Origin of the sequence: Paenibacillus montanisoli (genome assembly GCF_003268025.1) — a bacterium.
GTDB classification, from domain to species: domain Bacteria; phylum Bacillota; class Bacilli; order Paenibacillales; family Paenibacillaceae; genus Paenibacillus_Z; species Paenibacillus_Z montanisoli.
In genome coordinates this window covers 391475-405662 of sequence record NZ_QLUW01000005.1, presented here as the reverse complement: position 1 = coordinate 405662, position 14188 = coordinate 391475, and the positions used below count along the sequence as shown (strand labels likewise).

The 14188-nt window shown below is 50.6% G+C and carries 13 protein-coding genes; 11 read left to right on the top strand and 2 right to left on the bottom strand.

Translation table 11 applies throughout. The annotated features are described in order from the left end of the window. Positions 1-64: 64 nt before the first annotated feature. Positions 65-1468, top strand: coding sequence for an MDR family MFS transporter (locus DL346_RS24515; protein WP_240633399.1), 1404 nt, complete (start codon positions 65-67; stop codon positions 1466-1468). A gap of 58 nt (positions 1469-1526) precedes the next feature. Here DL346_RS24515 and DL346_RS24510 read toward each other — a convergent pair whose 3' ends face one another. Further along, a complete protein-coding gene (locus tag DL346_RS24510) occupies positions 1527-2315 on the bottom strand; it encodes a CPBP family intramembrane glutamic endopeptidase (protein WP_165822655.1) in 789 nt (262 codons plus the stop codon). 234 nt (positions 2316-2549) lie between these two features. Between DL346_RS24510 and DL346_RS24505 the strand changes: the two genes are divergently transcribed. The 4 genes from DL346_RS24505 to DL346_RS24490 all read left to right on the top strand — a co-directional run bounded on the left by DL346_RS24505 (position 2550) and on the right by DL346_RS24490 (position 5848). Beyond that, positions 2550-3683: a sensor histidine kinase gene (locus DL346_RS24505; protein ID WP_165822654.1), complete on the top strand. Its 1134-nt coding sequence runs from the start codon at positions 2550-2552 to the stop codon at positions 3681-3683. A gap of 1 nt (position 3684) precedes the next feature. Continuing rightward, positions 3685-4344 carry a response regulator transcription factor gene (locus DL346_RS24500; RefSeq protein WP_112885012.1) on the top strand — a complete coding sequence of 220 codons (660 nt, stop codon included), beginning with the start codon at positions 3685-3687 and terminating at the stop codon, positions 4342-4344. A gap of 246 nt (positions 4345-4590) precedes the next feature. After that, positions 4591-5382 (top strand): hypothetical protein, encoded by a 792-nt coding sequence (locus tag DL346_RS24495; RefSeq protein WP_240633397.1) that lies wholly within the window; start codon positions 4591-4593, stop codon positions 5380-5382. After that, complete coding sequence (locus DL346_RS24490) at positions 5369-5848, top strand: hypothetical protein (RefSeq protein ID WP_112885011.1); 480 nt, start codon at positions 5369-5371, stop codon at positions 5846-5848. The genes DL346_RS24495 and DL346_RS24490 overlap by 14 nt, the downstream gene beginning before the upstream one ends. 59 nt (positions 5849-5907) lie before the next feature. On the opposite strand, the gene DL346_RS24485 is transcribed toward DL346_RS24490, so the two are convergent. Then, a complete protein-coding gene (locus DL346_RS24485) occupies positions 5908-6921 on the bottom strand; it encodes a permease (protein WP_240633396.1) in 1014 nt (337 codons plus the stop codon). Between the two features lie 268 nt (positions 6922-7189). Between DL346_RS24485 and DL346_RS24480 the strand changes: the two genes are divergently transcribed. From DL346_RS24480 to DL346_RS24455, 6 genes are all read left to right on the top strand, one after another. Then, on the top strand, positions 7190-7969 hold the full coding sequence (locus tag DL346_RS24480) for a TerC family protein (RefSeq protein ID WP_112885009.1): 780 nt from the start codon (positions 7190-7192) through the stop codon (positions 7967-7969). Between the two features lie 240 nt (positions 7970-8209). After that, positions 8210-10627: an RNA polymerase recycling motor HelD gene (helD, locus tag DL346_RS24475; protein ID WP_112885008.1), complete on the top strand. Its 2418-nt coding sequence runs from the start codon at positions 8210-8212 to the stop codon at positions 10625-10627. A 255-nt stretch (positions 10628-10882) separates the two neighbouring features. Beyond that, a complete protein-coding gene (locus DL346_RS24470; protein WP_112885007.1) occupies positions 10883-11380 on the top strand; it encodes an RNA polymerase sigma factor in 498 nt (165 codons plus the stop codon). Further along, entirely contained in the window at positions 11361-11981 is a 621-nt protein-coding gene (locus tag DL346_RS24465) for a hypothetical protein (RefSeq protein WP_112885006.1), read from the top strand. The genes DL346_RS24470 and DL346_RS24465 overlap by 20 nt, the downstream gene beginning before the upstream one ends. 125 nt (positions 11982-12106) lie before the next feature. Beyond that, complete coding sequence (locus DL346_RS24460; RefSeq protein WP_112885005.1) at positions 12107-12784, top strand: response regulator transcription factor; 678 nt, start codon at positions 12107-12109, stop codon at positions 12782-12784. Then, positions 12781-14160 (top strand): sensor histidine kinase, encoded by a 1380-nt coding sequence (locus DL346_RS24455; RefSeq protein WP_112885004.1) that lies wholly within the window; start codon positions 12781-12783, stop codon positions 14158-14160. Before DL346_RS24460 ends, DL346_RS24455 begins: the two co-directional genes overlap by 4 nt. The last annotated feature ends 28 nt before the right edge of the window (positions 14161-14188 follow it).

The window sequence follows — 14188 nt, the reverse complement described above, 5'->3', positions numbered from 1 at the left end:
CGGCGAGGGCGAATAGATTTGAGGATATCTCAGTAATAAAAGCTTACTTAGGAGGTATTCAGAGTTGATACAGCAAACAACGAACCGCAAGATCGTAACGATCGGCCTGCTGGCTGCACTGTTCATCGGTGCGTTAGATGCAACGGTCGTCAGTACGGCGATGCCGCATATTACGAAGGAGTTAAGCGGGTTTAGCTTGATCAGTTGGGTATTCTCGATTTATACGCTGACGATGTGCGTCGCGACGCCTATCTTCGGTAAGCTGGCGGACTTATATGGAAGAAGATCGGTGTTCACGGCAGGTTTGCTCATCTTCGCGATCGGATCGATTTTATGCGGAGCGGCGACGAGCATGACCGCCCTCATCTGGTTCCGCGCAATTCAAGGGCTTGGCGCAGGGGCGCTCACGCCGGTAACGTTCACGATCGTCGGCGATTTGTACCCGGGAGAGCAACGGGCGAAGGTTCAAGGGATATTCGCCTCCGTATGGTCGGTGGCGGGATTGCTTGGTCCGCTTGTCGGAGGGACATTCGTCGACTACATCTCTTGGCGCTGGATTTTCTACATGAACGTGCCCGTGTTCGTGATTGCCTTCATTCTCGTCGTCGGATTTCTGCATGAGAAGTTTGAGAAGAAAGCGAAAAATATTGACTTCATCGGCGCGATCGTATTCACGATTGGTCTAACGGCACTCCTGTACGCGCTGCTTAATGGCGGTGAGAAGTATGCGTGGGATTCCGCTCTGATCATTGGGCTGTTGTGCATTGCGGCGGTCTTCATCTCGCTGTTCTTGTTCGTGGAGACGCGGGTGAAGGAACCGATGATGCCGCTTGAGTTGTTCAAAACGAGAGAGATTCGCGTTATCTACTTGCTAAGCTTTTTAGGCTTCGCCATAACAGCTGGTGTCATGGTGTACGCGCCTCAATGGATCCAAGTCGTACTTGGTCACAGCGCGACGAACTCGGGGTTCACGCTAATGCCGATGTGCATTGCATGGCCATTCGCGGCTACGATGACGGGAAGGCTGATGTTCAAGTATGGGCCCCGTCTCTTTATCATCTCGGGTGCTTTCATCGTTGCGGCAGGCAGCTTATGGCTCATGCTGATCGATCCGGATTCTCCATACTCGTACTTGGTCGGGATACTGATCGTCATCGGTTTCGGCATGGGCTTATTGACGACGCCGATTCTGGTACTGATTCAGAACGCCGTAGATTGGAGTAAGCGGGGGGTTGCCACCTCGACGAACTCGCTCATGAACGCGTTAGGGCAGACCGTTGGCGTTGCGATGTTCGGCACGCTATTCAATAACGCGGCGGCAGGGCTCGAGACGAAGCAAGTCGCTCATGGCATGCACGTCGTCTTTATCTCCATTTTTATCATATCAATCGCTGTCGTGCTGGTTGTCGGTTTATTGCCGTCGCAACGCAAGGAATCCGGTAAGCCGCAGTCTAGTGTGGCTGGGTAAGAGGTCAGCATACTTTCACTTGGAGAGGCCATCCTGAAATGGATGGCCTTTAATATAATCAAGTACCAATAGGAATGGCTGTTTCGATCGCATTTCGCTTGTTACGCTTGTAAAATAGAAGCAGGGAATACGCGGCAAGAATGATATTCACGGCAGCAAACAGCTGAAGCCAAGTCGATGATATAGCTTCGGCGTGAACCCCATACTCACCGGTCGAGAAATATTCGACACCATCCAGTATGATGTGGAACACGATGACAGGGTATAAGCTGTTATTACGAAGTCTCATCGCAGATAAAGTGACTCCGCTTGCAAATGTCCAAATTGTCTGGTACAAGGCAAACGTTGCGTCGCCGCCGATAAAAGCATTGGTAGAGTGCGCAAAGGCAAATAATGCACTCGGAACAAGGATCGCGACCCATGAACCCCATTTCATAAAGCCGCGAAGCAAGATTCCCCGGAACAAAACTTCTTCATTTATGGCAACCCCGATGGCAGCTATGGCAAGAACAAGATTCTGTGCGAGACCCCAGGACTGTATGCCGGTTTCTATAAAAATCATAAGAGGGAGAGCTAACATTGGCGTCACTAGCAGCCATTCCTTTGCAGAACTCGGTTTCTTCAGTCCAACTTCATTTGCCGTATTCGTCCAGTAAACAAGACTGACTATGACACTGGCATAAAGAAACATAAGCAGCCAACCGAGATCATCTTTAATATTCATGCCCGGCTGTAATTGCTGGATAATCGCAACCGTGCCCAACCCCGCAACACGACTGGCAATCAGGGCAAAGAAGGCAAACAGGAAGGGGTGATTTCTTAAAAACCTTTGCATATTCGATACCATTTTCAATCTTCTCCTCGCTTGATTGTTTTGGATACCCCTATTATGCAATTCGCCGGAAATTCGCCCTAGTGCGTGCAGTAAGGTATTTGCCCCCTTAGTCATATATGACTGAACCATGACTGAAGGGAGTCTATTCCCGTTTCGACCATGGTATGATGGTAAGCATAAAGGTCAGGGAAGGGGAACGAAATAGGTATGGTTACCGCCCATAATATTCATTGGGGAATAAGAGCATTGTTTTATACTAGAATCATTTGGGTGCTGCTTCATCTCTTTTTACTTGGTTATGCGTATAAAACCCAGGATTGGACGTGGTACGTCGTTCTCCTATCATGCCTGTTTGTCGGCGTGATCCCGCAACTCGTATGGATGAAGACCTTACATAAACCCTCTTGGGCATACCCGGTAACAGAGCTTTTGTTTGGCGGGTTGTTTCTTATTAGCGCCTCTTACGCAGTAGGGCAATATTTCTCCTATCTCGCAATTCCGGCCATGTGCGCCGCGGCCGTGACTCCTTCGTCAAGAATCCGAATTCCCCTATGGATCTGGTTTTCCATTATTCCGGCAATCGCGATGGCGGTCGTTCGACCTTTGTCATCATTCACCATGTCCATTATCGAAGGCTTCTTCTTCTTTGGCTTGGGATGCGGAATCTGGAAGATCCTTGATACCCAACGAAAAATGTTATCGCTCCTGGAAGAAAATGAACGTCAGCGCCAAGTGCTTGAGCATTATGCCAAGCAAGTGGAGAGCATAACGCTTTTGGAAGAGCGAAATCGGCTGGCGCGGGAATTGCATGATACCATCGGTCATACGTTAACGTCGGTGATCGTGGGGCTCGATGCTCTATCTTACATCATTGCCGAAGCTCCGGAAGAGGCTCCTGCAAGCATCAATCAGCTTAGAAGCGTAAGCAGGAAAGGCCTGGATGAAATGCGGAACCAAATTCATCATATTGCTCCCGAGAAAGGGGGAGAGCCGCTGGCTGTTCAGTTAAAGAGAATTGCCGGCGAGTTTGCCGTTCATACAGGCACAAACATTGAGTTCCAAGCCGACGGGCCCGATATCTCGGTTCCGCTGCCGATTACTATGACGCTTGTTAGGTGCTTGCAAGAGTCTTTAACGAACGCGAAACGCCACGGAAGCGCCGATTATATCCAGATCTCGCTTAACATCATGCTGGATTCGCTTTCTCTTGGCATCCAGGATAATGGCCGCGGTATGGAGGAGGTCCGCTATGGATTCGGTCTCTCGGCGATGAAGGAGAGGATTGAAGCGTATCAGGGCGAATTAAAAGTAAAGTCGATTAAGAACAGCGGAACGACCGTATACTGTCAGCTGCCGCTTAAGAATAGGAAGGCTGTTTAGGATGATAAAAGTGTTAATCGCCGACGATCAAGATTTAATTCGGGGCAGTCTACGCATTGTATTGCGAAGCGAGAAAGACATTGAGGTCGTTGGCCTTGCGGCTAATGGAGCGGAAGCGGTAGAGTTGTGCAAGCAGTATGAACCGGATGTAGTGTTAATGGACATTCACATGCCCGTGTTGGATGGAATTGAGGCGACACGGCATATTACCAAGCATCACCCAACGGCACGCGTTGTTATGCTTACGACATTTCACGATATGGATTATGTCAAAGAGGCGCTTTCCGCCGGGGCCGTAGGATACCTGCTTAAGGCTATGCAGCCTGAGGACTTGGCAGCTAGTATTCGTCTGGTGAACAATGGCGAGACATTGATTCCGCAAGATATCGCAAAAATAATGGTGGCTGAATGGACAAGTCGGGGAACTGCCGGTAAACCGAAAAAAGAGAAGGAGAAAAAGCCTCGATACGGACTTACGGAAAGAGAGGTTGATGTTTTGCGATTGCTCGCTGACGGAAAGGATAACCGTGAAATTGCCGGAAACCTCTATTTGTCGGAGGGAACCGTCAAAAATTATATTTCGACGATCTATTCGAAGCTTGAGGTAACCGATCGGCTTCACGCCGTTCTGAAAGTGAAAGATGAGAACCTGCTCAATTGAGGTGCATCACTCCGCGGAGGGTTCGCTCCAATGGGCGATTATATCGGCAGAACGCTTTTTAGGTCAGCGCCGCGAAGTTAAAAAGAGCCTGCTCCCAAGTTAATGGGGCAGGCTCTTTTCGTCATTTGAATGTTACGCGAAGTTTTATTTGGCTTGTGTTTGAAGCATAGGCTGATAGGCAAGAATGGTGAAAAGATAAGCACAGCATGTGTTTGTACGACATTATTCATTGCCGGAGAGATTAACTTGTTCCAGTACAGCCCACGAAAATCCAGAATGCTGCTTAGCGGCAACGGTATGACCTATATATGGCGGCGTAGCCCGTTTACTGTCATGTGGCTGTCCGCTGCTTTTCCGGGCTTTGGTCATGTGCTCATGAATCAATACGCGCGCGGCCTTTTGCTTACTTTGTCGGAAGTGGCAATCAATACGCTGGGTCATGTGAACGAAGCCATGGTATATACATTTTGCGGACAATTCGAATTGGCAAAATCGGTGCTCGAGCCCCGGTGGATGTATGGTTACTTGATCGTTTATTTTTTTTCCATGTGGAGCAGCTACCGCACGGCCTTCACCATGAACCGGCTCAGCCACTTAGCGGAACTTGAAAACACGCCAATGACGAGACTGCATATCACCAACTTTGATATTCAGTTTCTGGAGAGAAAAAATCCGATCATGGCCGCCATGTGGTCCTTCTTCTTTCCCGGACTTGGATTTTTGTATAATCAACGCATCTTTCTTGGGATTTACGCCATCGCCTGGTGGTGGATAAAAGGCACAATGGCACATGCTTATGATTCGTTATTTTTGTTGTTTTCCGGGCGAATAGCGGAATCGATCGCCGTCCTCAACCCCCAGTGGCTGCTGTTCATGCCCTCGGTATTAGGGGGATCGATATACTACTCCTACACGCAAACCGTTGACCAAAATCATCTGTTCATGGTTGAACAAAAGCGGTTTTTCGTTGAACAGTATAGAGGCGGCATGATTCACCGATTCTTCCAGAGGGAGGAGGAAGACCATGCTCATTGTTAGTACTTTCGAGCATACTCTTCAACTCGAACAAGCTTTGGCGGTATTGGAAAAGAAAGGTATTAATAAAGAAAGCATCTTGGTCATACCAATGGATCTCTATGATAAAAATCCGCATGAGCTTCTCATTCGGGCGGAGGATATTAGAGTTAGGGGATTCGAGATTGGTACGGCTCTTGCAACGGCCTTAGGCGTTATCGGAGCAAGCGTTGGATTTAAATTGAAATGGGGTCCCATTGCGTGGGGGCTGATTTATGCCTTTATAGGAATGCTGATTGGGTTCGGTGCGGTATGCCTGGTTAGAATGTGGAAAGGGGAGCGTCCGATCGCTCGTTCTCCGCGCAGGCCGCTGCCTGAAGTTACAGTGATTGTCCATTGCGGTGAAGGACAGTCTGATGAAATACGTAATATTTTTTGGCAATATCGGGCCATCTCGGTGGGGGACGCAATGGAGCCCGCATCGTCATAAACAAAGAAAAGGGCTGTCCTGCAAGTCTTCTTTAGAGACTAGAGGACAGCCCTGTTCGTTCATATCCAAAGCTCGCCGATGAACCCGCAGGCGATGCCGATAGTGATAACTGTGCCAAGCACAAGCAGCAAGATTTTACGCGGAAAGGCACGCGACAGCATCAACAAGGAGGGCAGGCTAACCGCAGGAAGCGTGACTAACAACGCGGTTGCGGGTCCGATCGCGACGCCGGCCGCAAGGAATGACTGAATGATCGGAATTTCCGCAGCTGTCGGAATCACGAACAGCGTTCCTGCTATTGCAAACAATAGGATCATGACAACGGCGGGACCGAAGGACACTGGAAACAGCCAAACTTTTATTGCCCCGAGCACGAGAACAGCGATCAAATAAGCTGGAACGACATGCAGCAGCATGCTGCCGAGGCTGCTCATCCATCGGCTCCAGAAGGGAGCTGATGCCGGTTCTGGCGCCGATACGCCGGAGGATAGGAGACCCGGCTGCAATTCCGATTCATGGCCTCGCATCAGTCGGTTGGCGATGTAGCCGATGCCGAACGTCAAGAGAACTCCGAATACGACGCGCAGTACGACGAACTTCCACGATAACACAAATGCCATAAACACAAGCGTCGCCGGGTTAAGCAAAGGATTGCCGATCCAGAAGGCGAGAGCAGCGCCCGCCGACGCGTTTTTGCGCCGCATTCCCGCGGCGATCGGAGCCGCGCAGCAGGAGCACATCATGCCCGGAAGCGAAACTAGTCCACCGCACAGCACGCTCGCAAAATTCGATTTGCCAAACAGACGCAGCAGCCAGCTCACGGGAATCAAAACCTGTAGGAGAGAGCCAAGCAAGATACCTAGTACGGCCGCTTTCCAAACGGATTTGAAATAGGTCTCCGCGTAATCGACCGCATCGTTCCACGTCGGAGTACCGGTGTGCGCAGCCGGTTTCCCGAGAATGGAGCTGCCGATCGAATGCGTGTCTGCCGCAGTTAATGCTTTATGATAATACGGCCACCATTTCACATACATCAAACCCAATGCAGCGATCAGCAGAAACACGATTAGCATGATAACCGCCCGAGCAGCACGGGGTTCGGTTCGCAATTTCAAACCACTCTCTTGCAATAGGACTACCTCCATATGATCAGTCAATGATTTCTCAAAGTCTACCTTTTAGGATTATATCATAGAAAATGAGTCCTATGAGGTGAAGGAGTCAATTGAGAAGCTCGGAAAAAATTTGAACTCCATAGGCAGGTTATTTCGTATATCTATTGATGGTCAAGCGAAACATAACGTTGTCCAATTTAACACGGATGTAGGGGGAGAATTCAAGTTGGAGTCACTTTGGCTGGAGTATGCATGGGCTTTATTGATACTTATCGGTTTGGAAGGCTTGCTATCGGCGGATAATGCTCTTGTTTTGGCGGTTATCGCTAAGCATTTGCCGGATGAACAGAAGAAGAAAGCCATCAATTACGGAATCATTATGGCTTTCGTATTCCGATTCGCCGCTCTGTTTGCGATCTCGTTTATTGCGAATGTCTGGCAAATTCAGGCGATTGGAGCCGCTTATCTTCTATATCTCGGGCTAAAGCACATCATCAAGGCGCGCTTCGGCAAAGAGAACGAGAACAATCAAAAGGAATTAAAGAAGGATGCCGCAGGAAATGGCTTCTGGCCAACCGTGGGGAAAATCGCTATTGCGGATCTTGCCTTTGCGATTGATTCGATTCTTGCCGCGGTAGCGCTCGCGCTGGGTCTTCCGGATTCGCCGCTTGATGAGTTCGGAGGGATGGACGGAGGACAATTCATAGTTGTCTTGCTTGGCGGAATCGCTGGGCTTGTCCTGATCAAATTCGCGGCTGCCTGGTTTGTAAAGCTGCTTGGGGAGCGACCTGCTCTAGAAACCACGGCGTATGCAATCGTGGCTTGGGTTGGCGTAAAGCTCGCCGTGATTACCCTTGCACATGAAGACATCGGTGTGTTAGATCATGATTTCCCGCATAGCACAGGCTGGTCGCTGATCTTCTATGGCGTACTGGTCGCGATAGCCCTTCTTGGATGGTTTGCGCCGGCGAATAAAAAACAATCGCAGGCAGATCAACAAGTGTAGGTCCCGCATAAGGACTGCCCATAAATGAAAAAGGAGCCCGGCAACCTTGCCGGGCTCTTTGATATAAAGAATTGCACAAAATGAGCGCTTGTGATAAAGTTAGAGAACTGCTGTTTACTTTTTTGTAAATGATCATAATTATTGCATTTTATCTACACTTTAATCTTACCACATTGCTGCTCGGATTGTCAAATGTTCTTTTTCTTCTGATTTCATTTTGAAAGGGGCATGTTAAGGAGAATGATAAACGCGAATGATTGGAAGCAAGAACAGGAGCGGCTGGAGCTGGTTACGGATAAGCTGCAAGCAAGAATCTCCGAGCTGGAGCCGGAAGTGACGGGACTGCACGATCAGGCGGTGGACATCCGCAAACGCTTTTGGGAAGAAGTTACGGTCAACACGAGCACGGAAGAAGACATAGAAGAGACTTTTTATAGCATCAAGCAGCAGGAGGCGTTGTTATCCGAACGGGAGCGCAGCCACCGGCAGCGCATGCAGCAATGGAAAAACATGAAACGGCTGCTGTCGTCGCCCTACTTTGGGCGCATCGATTTCCGTGAGGATGGACTGGACTTCAGCGAGCAGGTCTATATCGGCGTATCCTCCTTCGTCGATACGGATGGCATGAGCTTTCTTATCTACGACTGGCGTACGCCAATTGCGAGCATGTACTACGACTATTCCCCTGGATCAGCCGGATTTGACACGCAGGGCGGACGCGTCACAGGAACGATGGAGCTGAAACGGCAGTACCAGATCCGCGAGGGCCAGCTTCAGAACGTGTTCGATACGAGTGTAACGATCGGCGACGAATTGCTGCAGCAAGCGCTCGGTCAGGGCGCGGACAACGAGATGAAGAGCATCGTGGCAACCATCCAAAAGGAGCAAAACGCCATTATCCGAGAGGACAAAAGCCGGATGCTCATCGTGCAGGGGGTGGCCGGCAGCGGAAAGACTTCTGCGGCTCTGCAGCGTGTGGCGTACTTGCTGTACAAACACAGGGATCGGCTCAAGGCCGATCAAATCGTGCTCTTTTCCCCTAATCCGATGTTTAATAGCTATGTATCCACGGTGCTTCCCGAGCTCGGCGAAGAAAACATGCAGCAGACGACGTTCCAGGAGTACCTGGAATACGGGGTCGGCACGACATGGTCTCTAGAGGATTCGTTCGATCAAATCGAATACGTGCTGACCGAGCAATCGTCGCAAGGGTACGAGGCCCGGCTGAATGGGATCCAATACAAAGCATCTGCGGACTTCCTTCAGGCTCTCCAGCATTATGCGGAGTGGTTGGGGCAAGAGGGCATGCGGTTTAACGGCATTCGTTTGCGGGACCGCGATCTGATTACGGCAGAACAAATGAAAACCCAGTTTTACAGCTATGATTCCTCTATTCTCTTGGCCAACCGCGTCGCTCAACTGCAAGAGTGGCTGCTGAAGAAGCTGACCTTGCTGGAGCGAAAGGAGCAGGAGGCGCTATGGGTACAGGAAGAACTCAACTATCTCGATAAAGAGCAGTACGCCGAGGTTTATAACCAGCTGCACAAAGAACGGGGCGTCTTTGATTTCGCCGAACTTTATGAAGAAGCCCGAGAGAGGATGAACGGCAAGAGCCGTCGGGACGAAGGCGACTTCGATTTTGCGGAGCGGGAGGAAGGAATGCTGCGGCGCATGATTGTGAAGGAGCATTTTAAACCGCTGAGGCGAAGCGTGAAGCGGATGCTGTTCATCGATATGGCAGGGCTGTATGTTCAGCTGTTCAGCGAGGAAGAGGCCTACCGGAGGATGACGGATGAGTCCTTGGTGCCCGAGCTTTGGCCGGAAATCTGCGGGCAAACCAAGGAGAAGCTGGGCCGGCTAGAGCTGTTCTATGAGGATGCGACCCCGTACCTGTACTTAAAGGAGCTAGTTGAAGGCGTTCGGACGAATACGGAGGTACGGCATATTTTCGTCGATGAGGGCCAGGATTACTCCATGTTTCAATACGAATTTCTCAAAAAACTGTTCCCTCGTGCCCGCATGACGGTACTCGGCGATTTCAGCCAGGCCATTTTCACTCAGGCGACGGAATTGCACGGCGCGGATTCGCCGCTAATCCGGCTCTACGGCGAGTCGGAAACGAGCCTGATTCGCCTTGTTCGCAGTTATCGGTCAACCCGCGAGATTGTCGAGTTTACGAAGCCGCTGCTGCCAGGCGGCAAGGAAATCATACCGTTCGACAGAAACGGGAAAAAGCCGCTCCTCTCGAAGGCGGGCAGCAGAGAGCAGCTGGCAGCGCGAATAGCGGAGGATCTTGCGGCCCTTCAGGCGGAAGGCTTCGCATCTATCGCCGTGATTACGAAAACGGCGGCCGAGGGCAATGATGCATTTGAGCTCCTGACTGCCCAGGACTGTCAGGACCTGAAGCTTGTAACGAAGAAGACGCCAATCTTCGAGAAAGGCACGCTGGTGATCCCCGCGTATCTCGCGAAGGGCGTTGAATTCGATGCCGCGCTGATCTACGATGCTTCTTCCCTGACGTACAACCGGGAAAACGAGCGCAAGCTCTTCTACACGGCGTGCACGCGCGCCATGCATCGGCTCCGGCTCTATGCGGCAGGAGAGTGGACGCCATTCATTCAAGCACTGGAATCGTCTTTGTACGAGGTCAGGCAATGAGGATCAAATGAGCAAGAAGCCCAAGCGTAATCTAAAAGGCAAGTTCCCAATCCCGCATGCGGGTACGGGAACTTGCCTTTTTGGCGTTTTCGCTCAGGGTTGGACTTATTTACATGTTCGCCATTGCAATAATTTGCGGGCTTTCTTGCGTCTACTGCTATGTAGGCGTTTGAAATGAGAGCTTTTAAAAAAAATTGGCCGCCATGAAAAATAATTGGGCGCTGAGTTGTATTTAAAGTGAAAGGGGGTGCCGAGGTGTACAATTCATATGAGCTCAATGAATCTGTACGAAGGGCCTTGGATTTATATTCGCAAAGCATGATCAAAGTCGCCTTTGCCTATTTGAAAAATATAACGGACGCGGAAGAAGTGGCGCAGGACGTTTTTCTCGCCTATTTGCAAAAACGCCCTGTATTTGAAAACAGCGAACATGAAAAAGCGTGGCTGATCCGAACGACCATCAATAAAAGCAAAAACATGCTGAAAGCCGGATGGTTCAAAAGCAGAAACCCGGTTCCCGAAGACCTGAGCTACCTCCCGAAGGAAGAGAATGAGGTCTTGCATAGCGTACTCGCTTTGGACAAGAAATATCGCATTCCAATTCATCTGCATTACTACGAGGGATATTCGATCCAGGAAATTGCGGTTATTCTGCAGGCCAAGCCTGCAACGGTAGGAACATGGCTTGCCAGAGGACGACAGCTCTTAAAAGAGAAGATCGGAGGCCTGGAGGATGAAGAAATCTGTTTATAAATCCGCGATGTCCCATGTAAAAACCAGCGAGGACTTCAAAGAGGCGACTTATCAAAAGCTGATGCTGGAAATGGAGAAAACAACGCAACCTAATAAAACGAATCTAAAGGAGAGCATGCACATGGAAAAAACAATGAAAAGAAAGTTAACAGGTTGGACTGTCGGCATCGCGGCGTGCGCGGTATTATCGATCGGCATTTACGCGATGAGTCAAAATGCGCCGGCGCCAACGCCGACACCAACGCCAACGGAAACGGCATCGAATGCGCCTGCGACCGCGCCTGCGGCCACGACTCCATCCGAGACACCGGCTGAAGCGACGAAGCCTCCTATCATGGGTAAAGTGCGCGTCAATATTGACGGTGTTATTTCGGAAGTAAGCGCGGACGGCAAAAGCTTCAAGGTTGGCGATTTGTGGGTAACCGTTACGCCGGAAACCATCATGGGCATAGACGGTCCGACAGCCGCTGAACCGTCCGATGAGCTGCTGCAAAAAGAATTCAAAGTCGGCAACATCGTATCCGGATTCACGTCGGATGATGTAAGCACGGGGAAAGTAAATGCAACGCGCATTTACAACAATATGGCGCCGCAAAAATAAGGGTTTTGTCAAACCACTCCATATGGAGTGGTTTGTTGTATGCTCGGATGGATTTGCCGTACTGTGCAATCGCCGTATCTTTCGGTTTATAATATAGAAAATTTGGGGTACGGGAGATAGTAATGATGAAGCATGTGCTGCTGGCTGATGATGACCCGAATATTAGAGCGTTGGTCCGTTTTGTCATGACCCGTGAAGGATACCAAGTGCATGAAGCACAGGATGGGGCTGAGGCGATTAAGGTCATGAATCGGTCACCGATTGACTTGGCTATTCTTGATGTCATGATGCCGTATATGGATGGCTTTGAGCTGTGCGGGCATATTCGGCAGCAATTCGATATCCCGATCATAATGCTTACGGCCAAGGATCAGCTGCCCGACAAGGAGCAGGGTTATCTTAGGGGGACCGACGATTATGTGACCAAGCCTTTCGAGCCGGAAGAGCTCCTCTTCCGGGTAAAGGCGCTGTTCCGCCGCTATAACCGGATATCCAGCGATACGATCCGGATGAATCGCATTACCATTGACCTTCAAAACATTGAGGTATCCGACGGCCAATCGGTCCTGCTGCTGCCGATGAAAGAATTCGAGCTGCTTGCGCAGCTTGCGCAATATCCGGGACGTCTATTTTCCCGCGAAGATTTGATTCGTCTCGTATGGGGAGCGGACTACGAGGGGGATGACCGGACGGTTGATGTCCATATCAAGCGGCTGCGTCAGCGCTTCGCCAATTATGCCGATGACTTCACCATTCAGACAGTACGCGGTATCGGCTACAAGATAGAGGTGAGAGGCAAGTGAAGTCGCTGTACTTTCGGGTATTTCTCATTACGCTAGCAGTCATCCTCGCCAGCAGCATGCTCGGGTTTCTAACGTCTAACATCTACTATCATATCAAGCTAAAGCCTTATAACGATGAGAAGCTGGTTGGCATTGCCGAACAGATGAAGTTGTTTATCGAGTCGGAGCCTGACGCGATGGAGCGGTATCTGCAAAATGCGGCCTCCTTAGGGTACGAGATTTATGTAACGGATGGGCAGGGCGAGGCGCATTTCTACGGGCAGCGATTTCGCCAGCAGGATCTGGACAAGCAGATTGTCGCGCACGTCCTGAACGGGGACGTCTATCACGGTGTGGCACAGTTTCCGAATGAGCCGTTTATCTCCGGCTTCTTCGAAAACCGGTTAAGCAACACGGTAGGCGTTCTCATCCAGCCATCCGATAAGAGGTTTGCGCTATTCATGCGGCCGGATGTGCTGCTGCAGTTTGGGGAGCTGCGCATCTTCTTTGCCTTGATCGGGCTGTTGACCGTCATCATAAGCATAGTGCTCTTTTTGATCAGTACACGCTATCTGGTCAAGCCGATTACAAGGCTAACGGAGGCGACCAAACGTATCGCCCAAGGCAACTATAACCTTCGCCTGCCGACAAGAAGACGCGATGAAATCGGCCAGCTTGCCGGTCATTTTATGATCATGAGCCGGGAACTGGAACGCGTCGATCAGGCGCGACAGCAGTTCGTAGCCAATGTGTCACATGAAATCCAATCACCGCTCACCTCCATCCAGGGCTTTGCGAACGTATTGGCCAAGCAGGAGCTGCCGAAGGAGGAACGCGAGCGGTATGCCGCCATCATCGAAGCGGAAAGCCGGCACCTCTCTATGCTGGGCAAGCAGCTGCTCACGCTCTCCTCATTGGATCAGGGAGCGGAGGCGCTGAACAAAAAGGTATTCTCCTTGCGCAACCACATTCGTCAAGCCGTGCGGGTGCTGCAATGGCAGCTGCAGGAGAAGGAACTGCTGATTAAACTGTCAGTACCGGAGTCCGTCGCGATCTATGGCGATGAGGTGCTGTTAATGCAGGTGTGGATGAATCTGCTGGGTAATGCGGTCAACCATATTCCGCCGGGCAGTAGCATTGAAGTCCGTGCGGAGCAATTGCCATCGCATACGACCATTTTCATTGAGGATACGGGAGAAGGTATCGATCCTGAGCATTTGCCGTTTCTGTTCGACCGGTTCTATCGTGTCGACCGCGCTCGTGAGCGGGCTTCGGGCCGAACCGGCCTTGGCCTGGCCATTGTCAAAAAAATCGTGCAGCTGCACGAGGGCAAGATCGAGGTCAGCAGCTCGCCTGGGACAGGCACGCGCTTTACGTTGACGCTTCCCCAATTGTAATTTGTTATTCATGCGCCGTTCATTTTCG

What these genes read in the sequence shown, in the direction of transcription:
- helD (WP_112885008.1), top strand. Translation starts at nt 8,210, where the DNA reads ATGATAAACGCGAATGATTGGAAGCAAGAACAGGAGCGGCTGGAGCTG.
- DL346_RS24510 (WP_165822655.1), bottom strand. Translation starts at nt 2,315, where the DNA reads ATGGTATCGAATATGCAAAGGTTTTTAAGAAATCACCCCTTCCTGTTT.
- DL346_RS24465 (WP_112885006.1), top strand. Translation starts at nt 11,361, where the DNA reads ATGAAGAAATCTGTTTATAAATCCGCGATGTCCCATGTAAAAACCAGC.
- DL346_RS24500 (WP_112885012.1), top strand. Translation starts at nt 3,685, where the DNA reads ATGATAAAAGTGTTAATCGCCGACGATCAAGATTTAATTCGGGGCAGT.
- DL346_RS24485 (WP_240633396.1), bottom strand. Translation starts at nt 6,921, where the DNA reads ATGCTAATCGTGTTTCTGCTGATCGCTGCATTGGGTTTGATGTATGTG.
- DL346_RS24490 (WP_112885011.1), top strand. Translation starts at nt 5,369, where the DNA reads ATGCTCATTGTTAGTACTTTCGAGCATACTCTTCAACTCGAACAAGCT.
- DL346_RS24460 (WP_112885005.1), top strand. Translation starts at nt 12,107, where the DNA reads ATGAAGCATGTGCTGCTGGCTGATGATGACCCGAATATTAGAGCGTTG.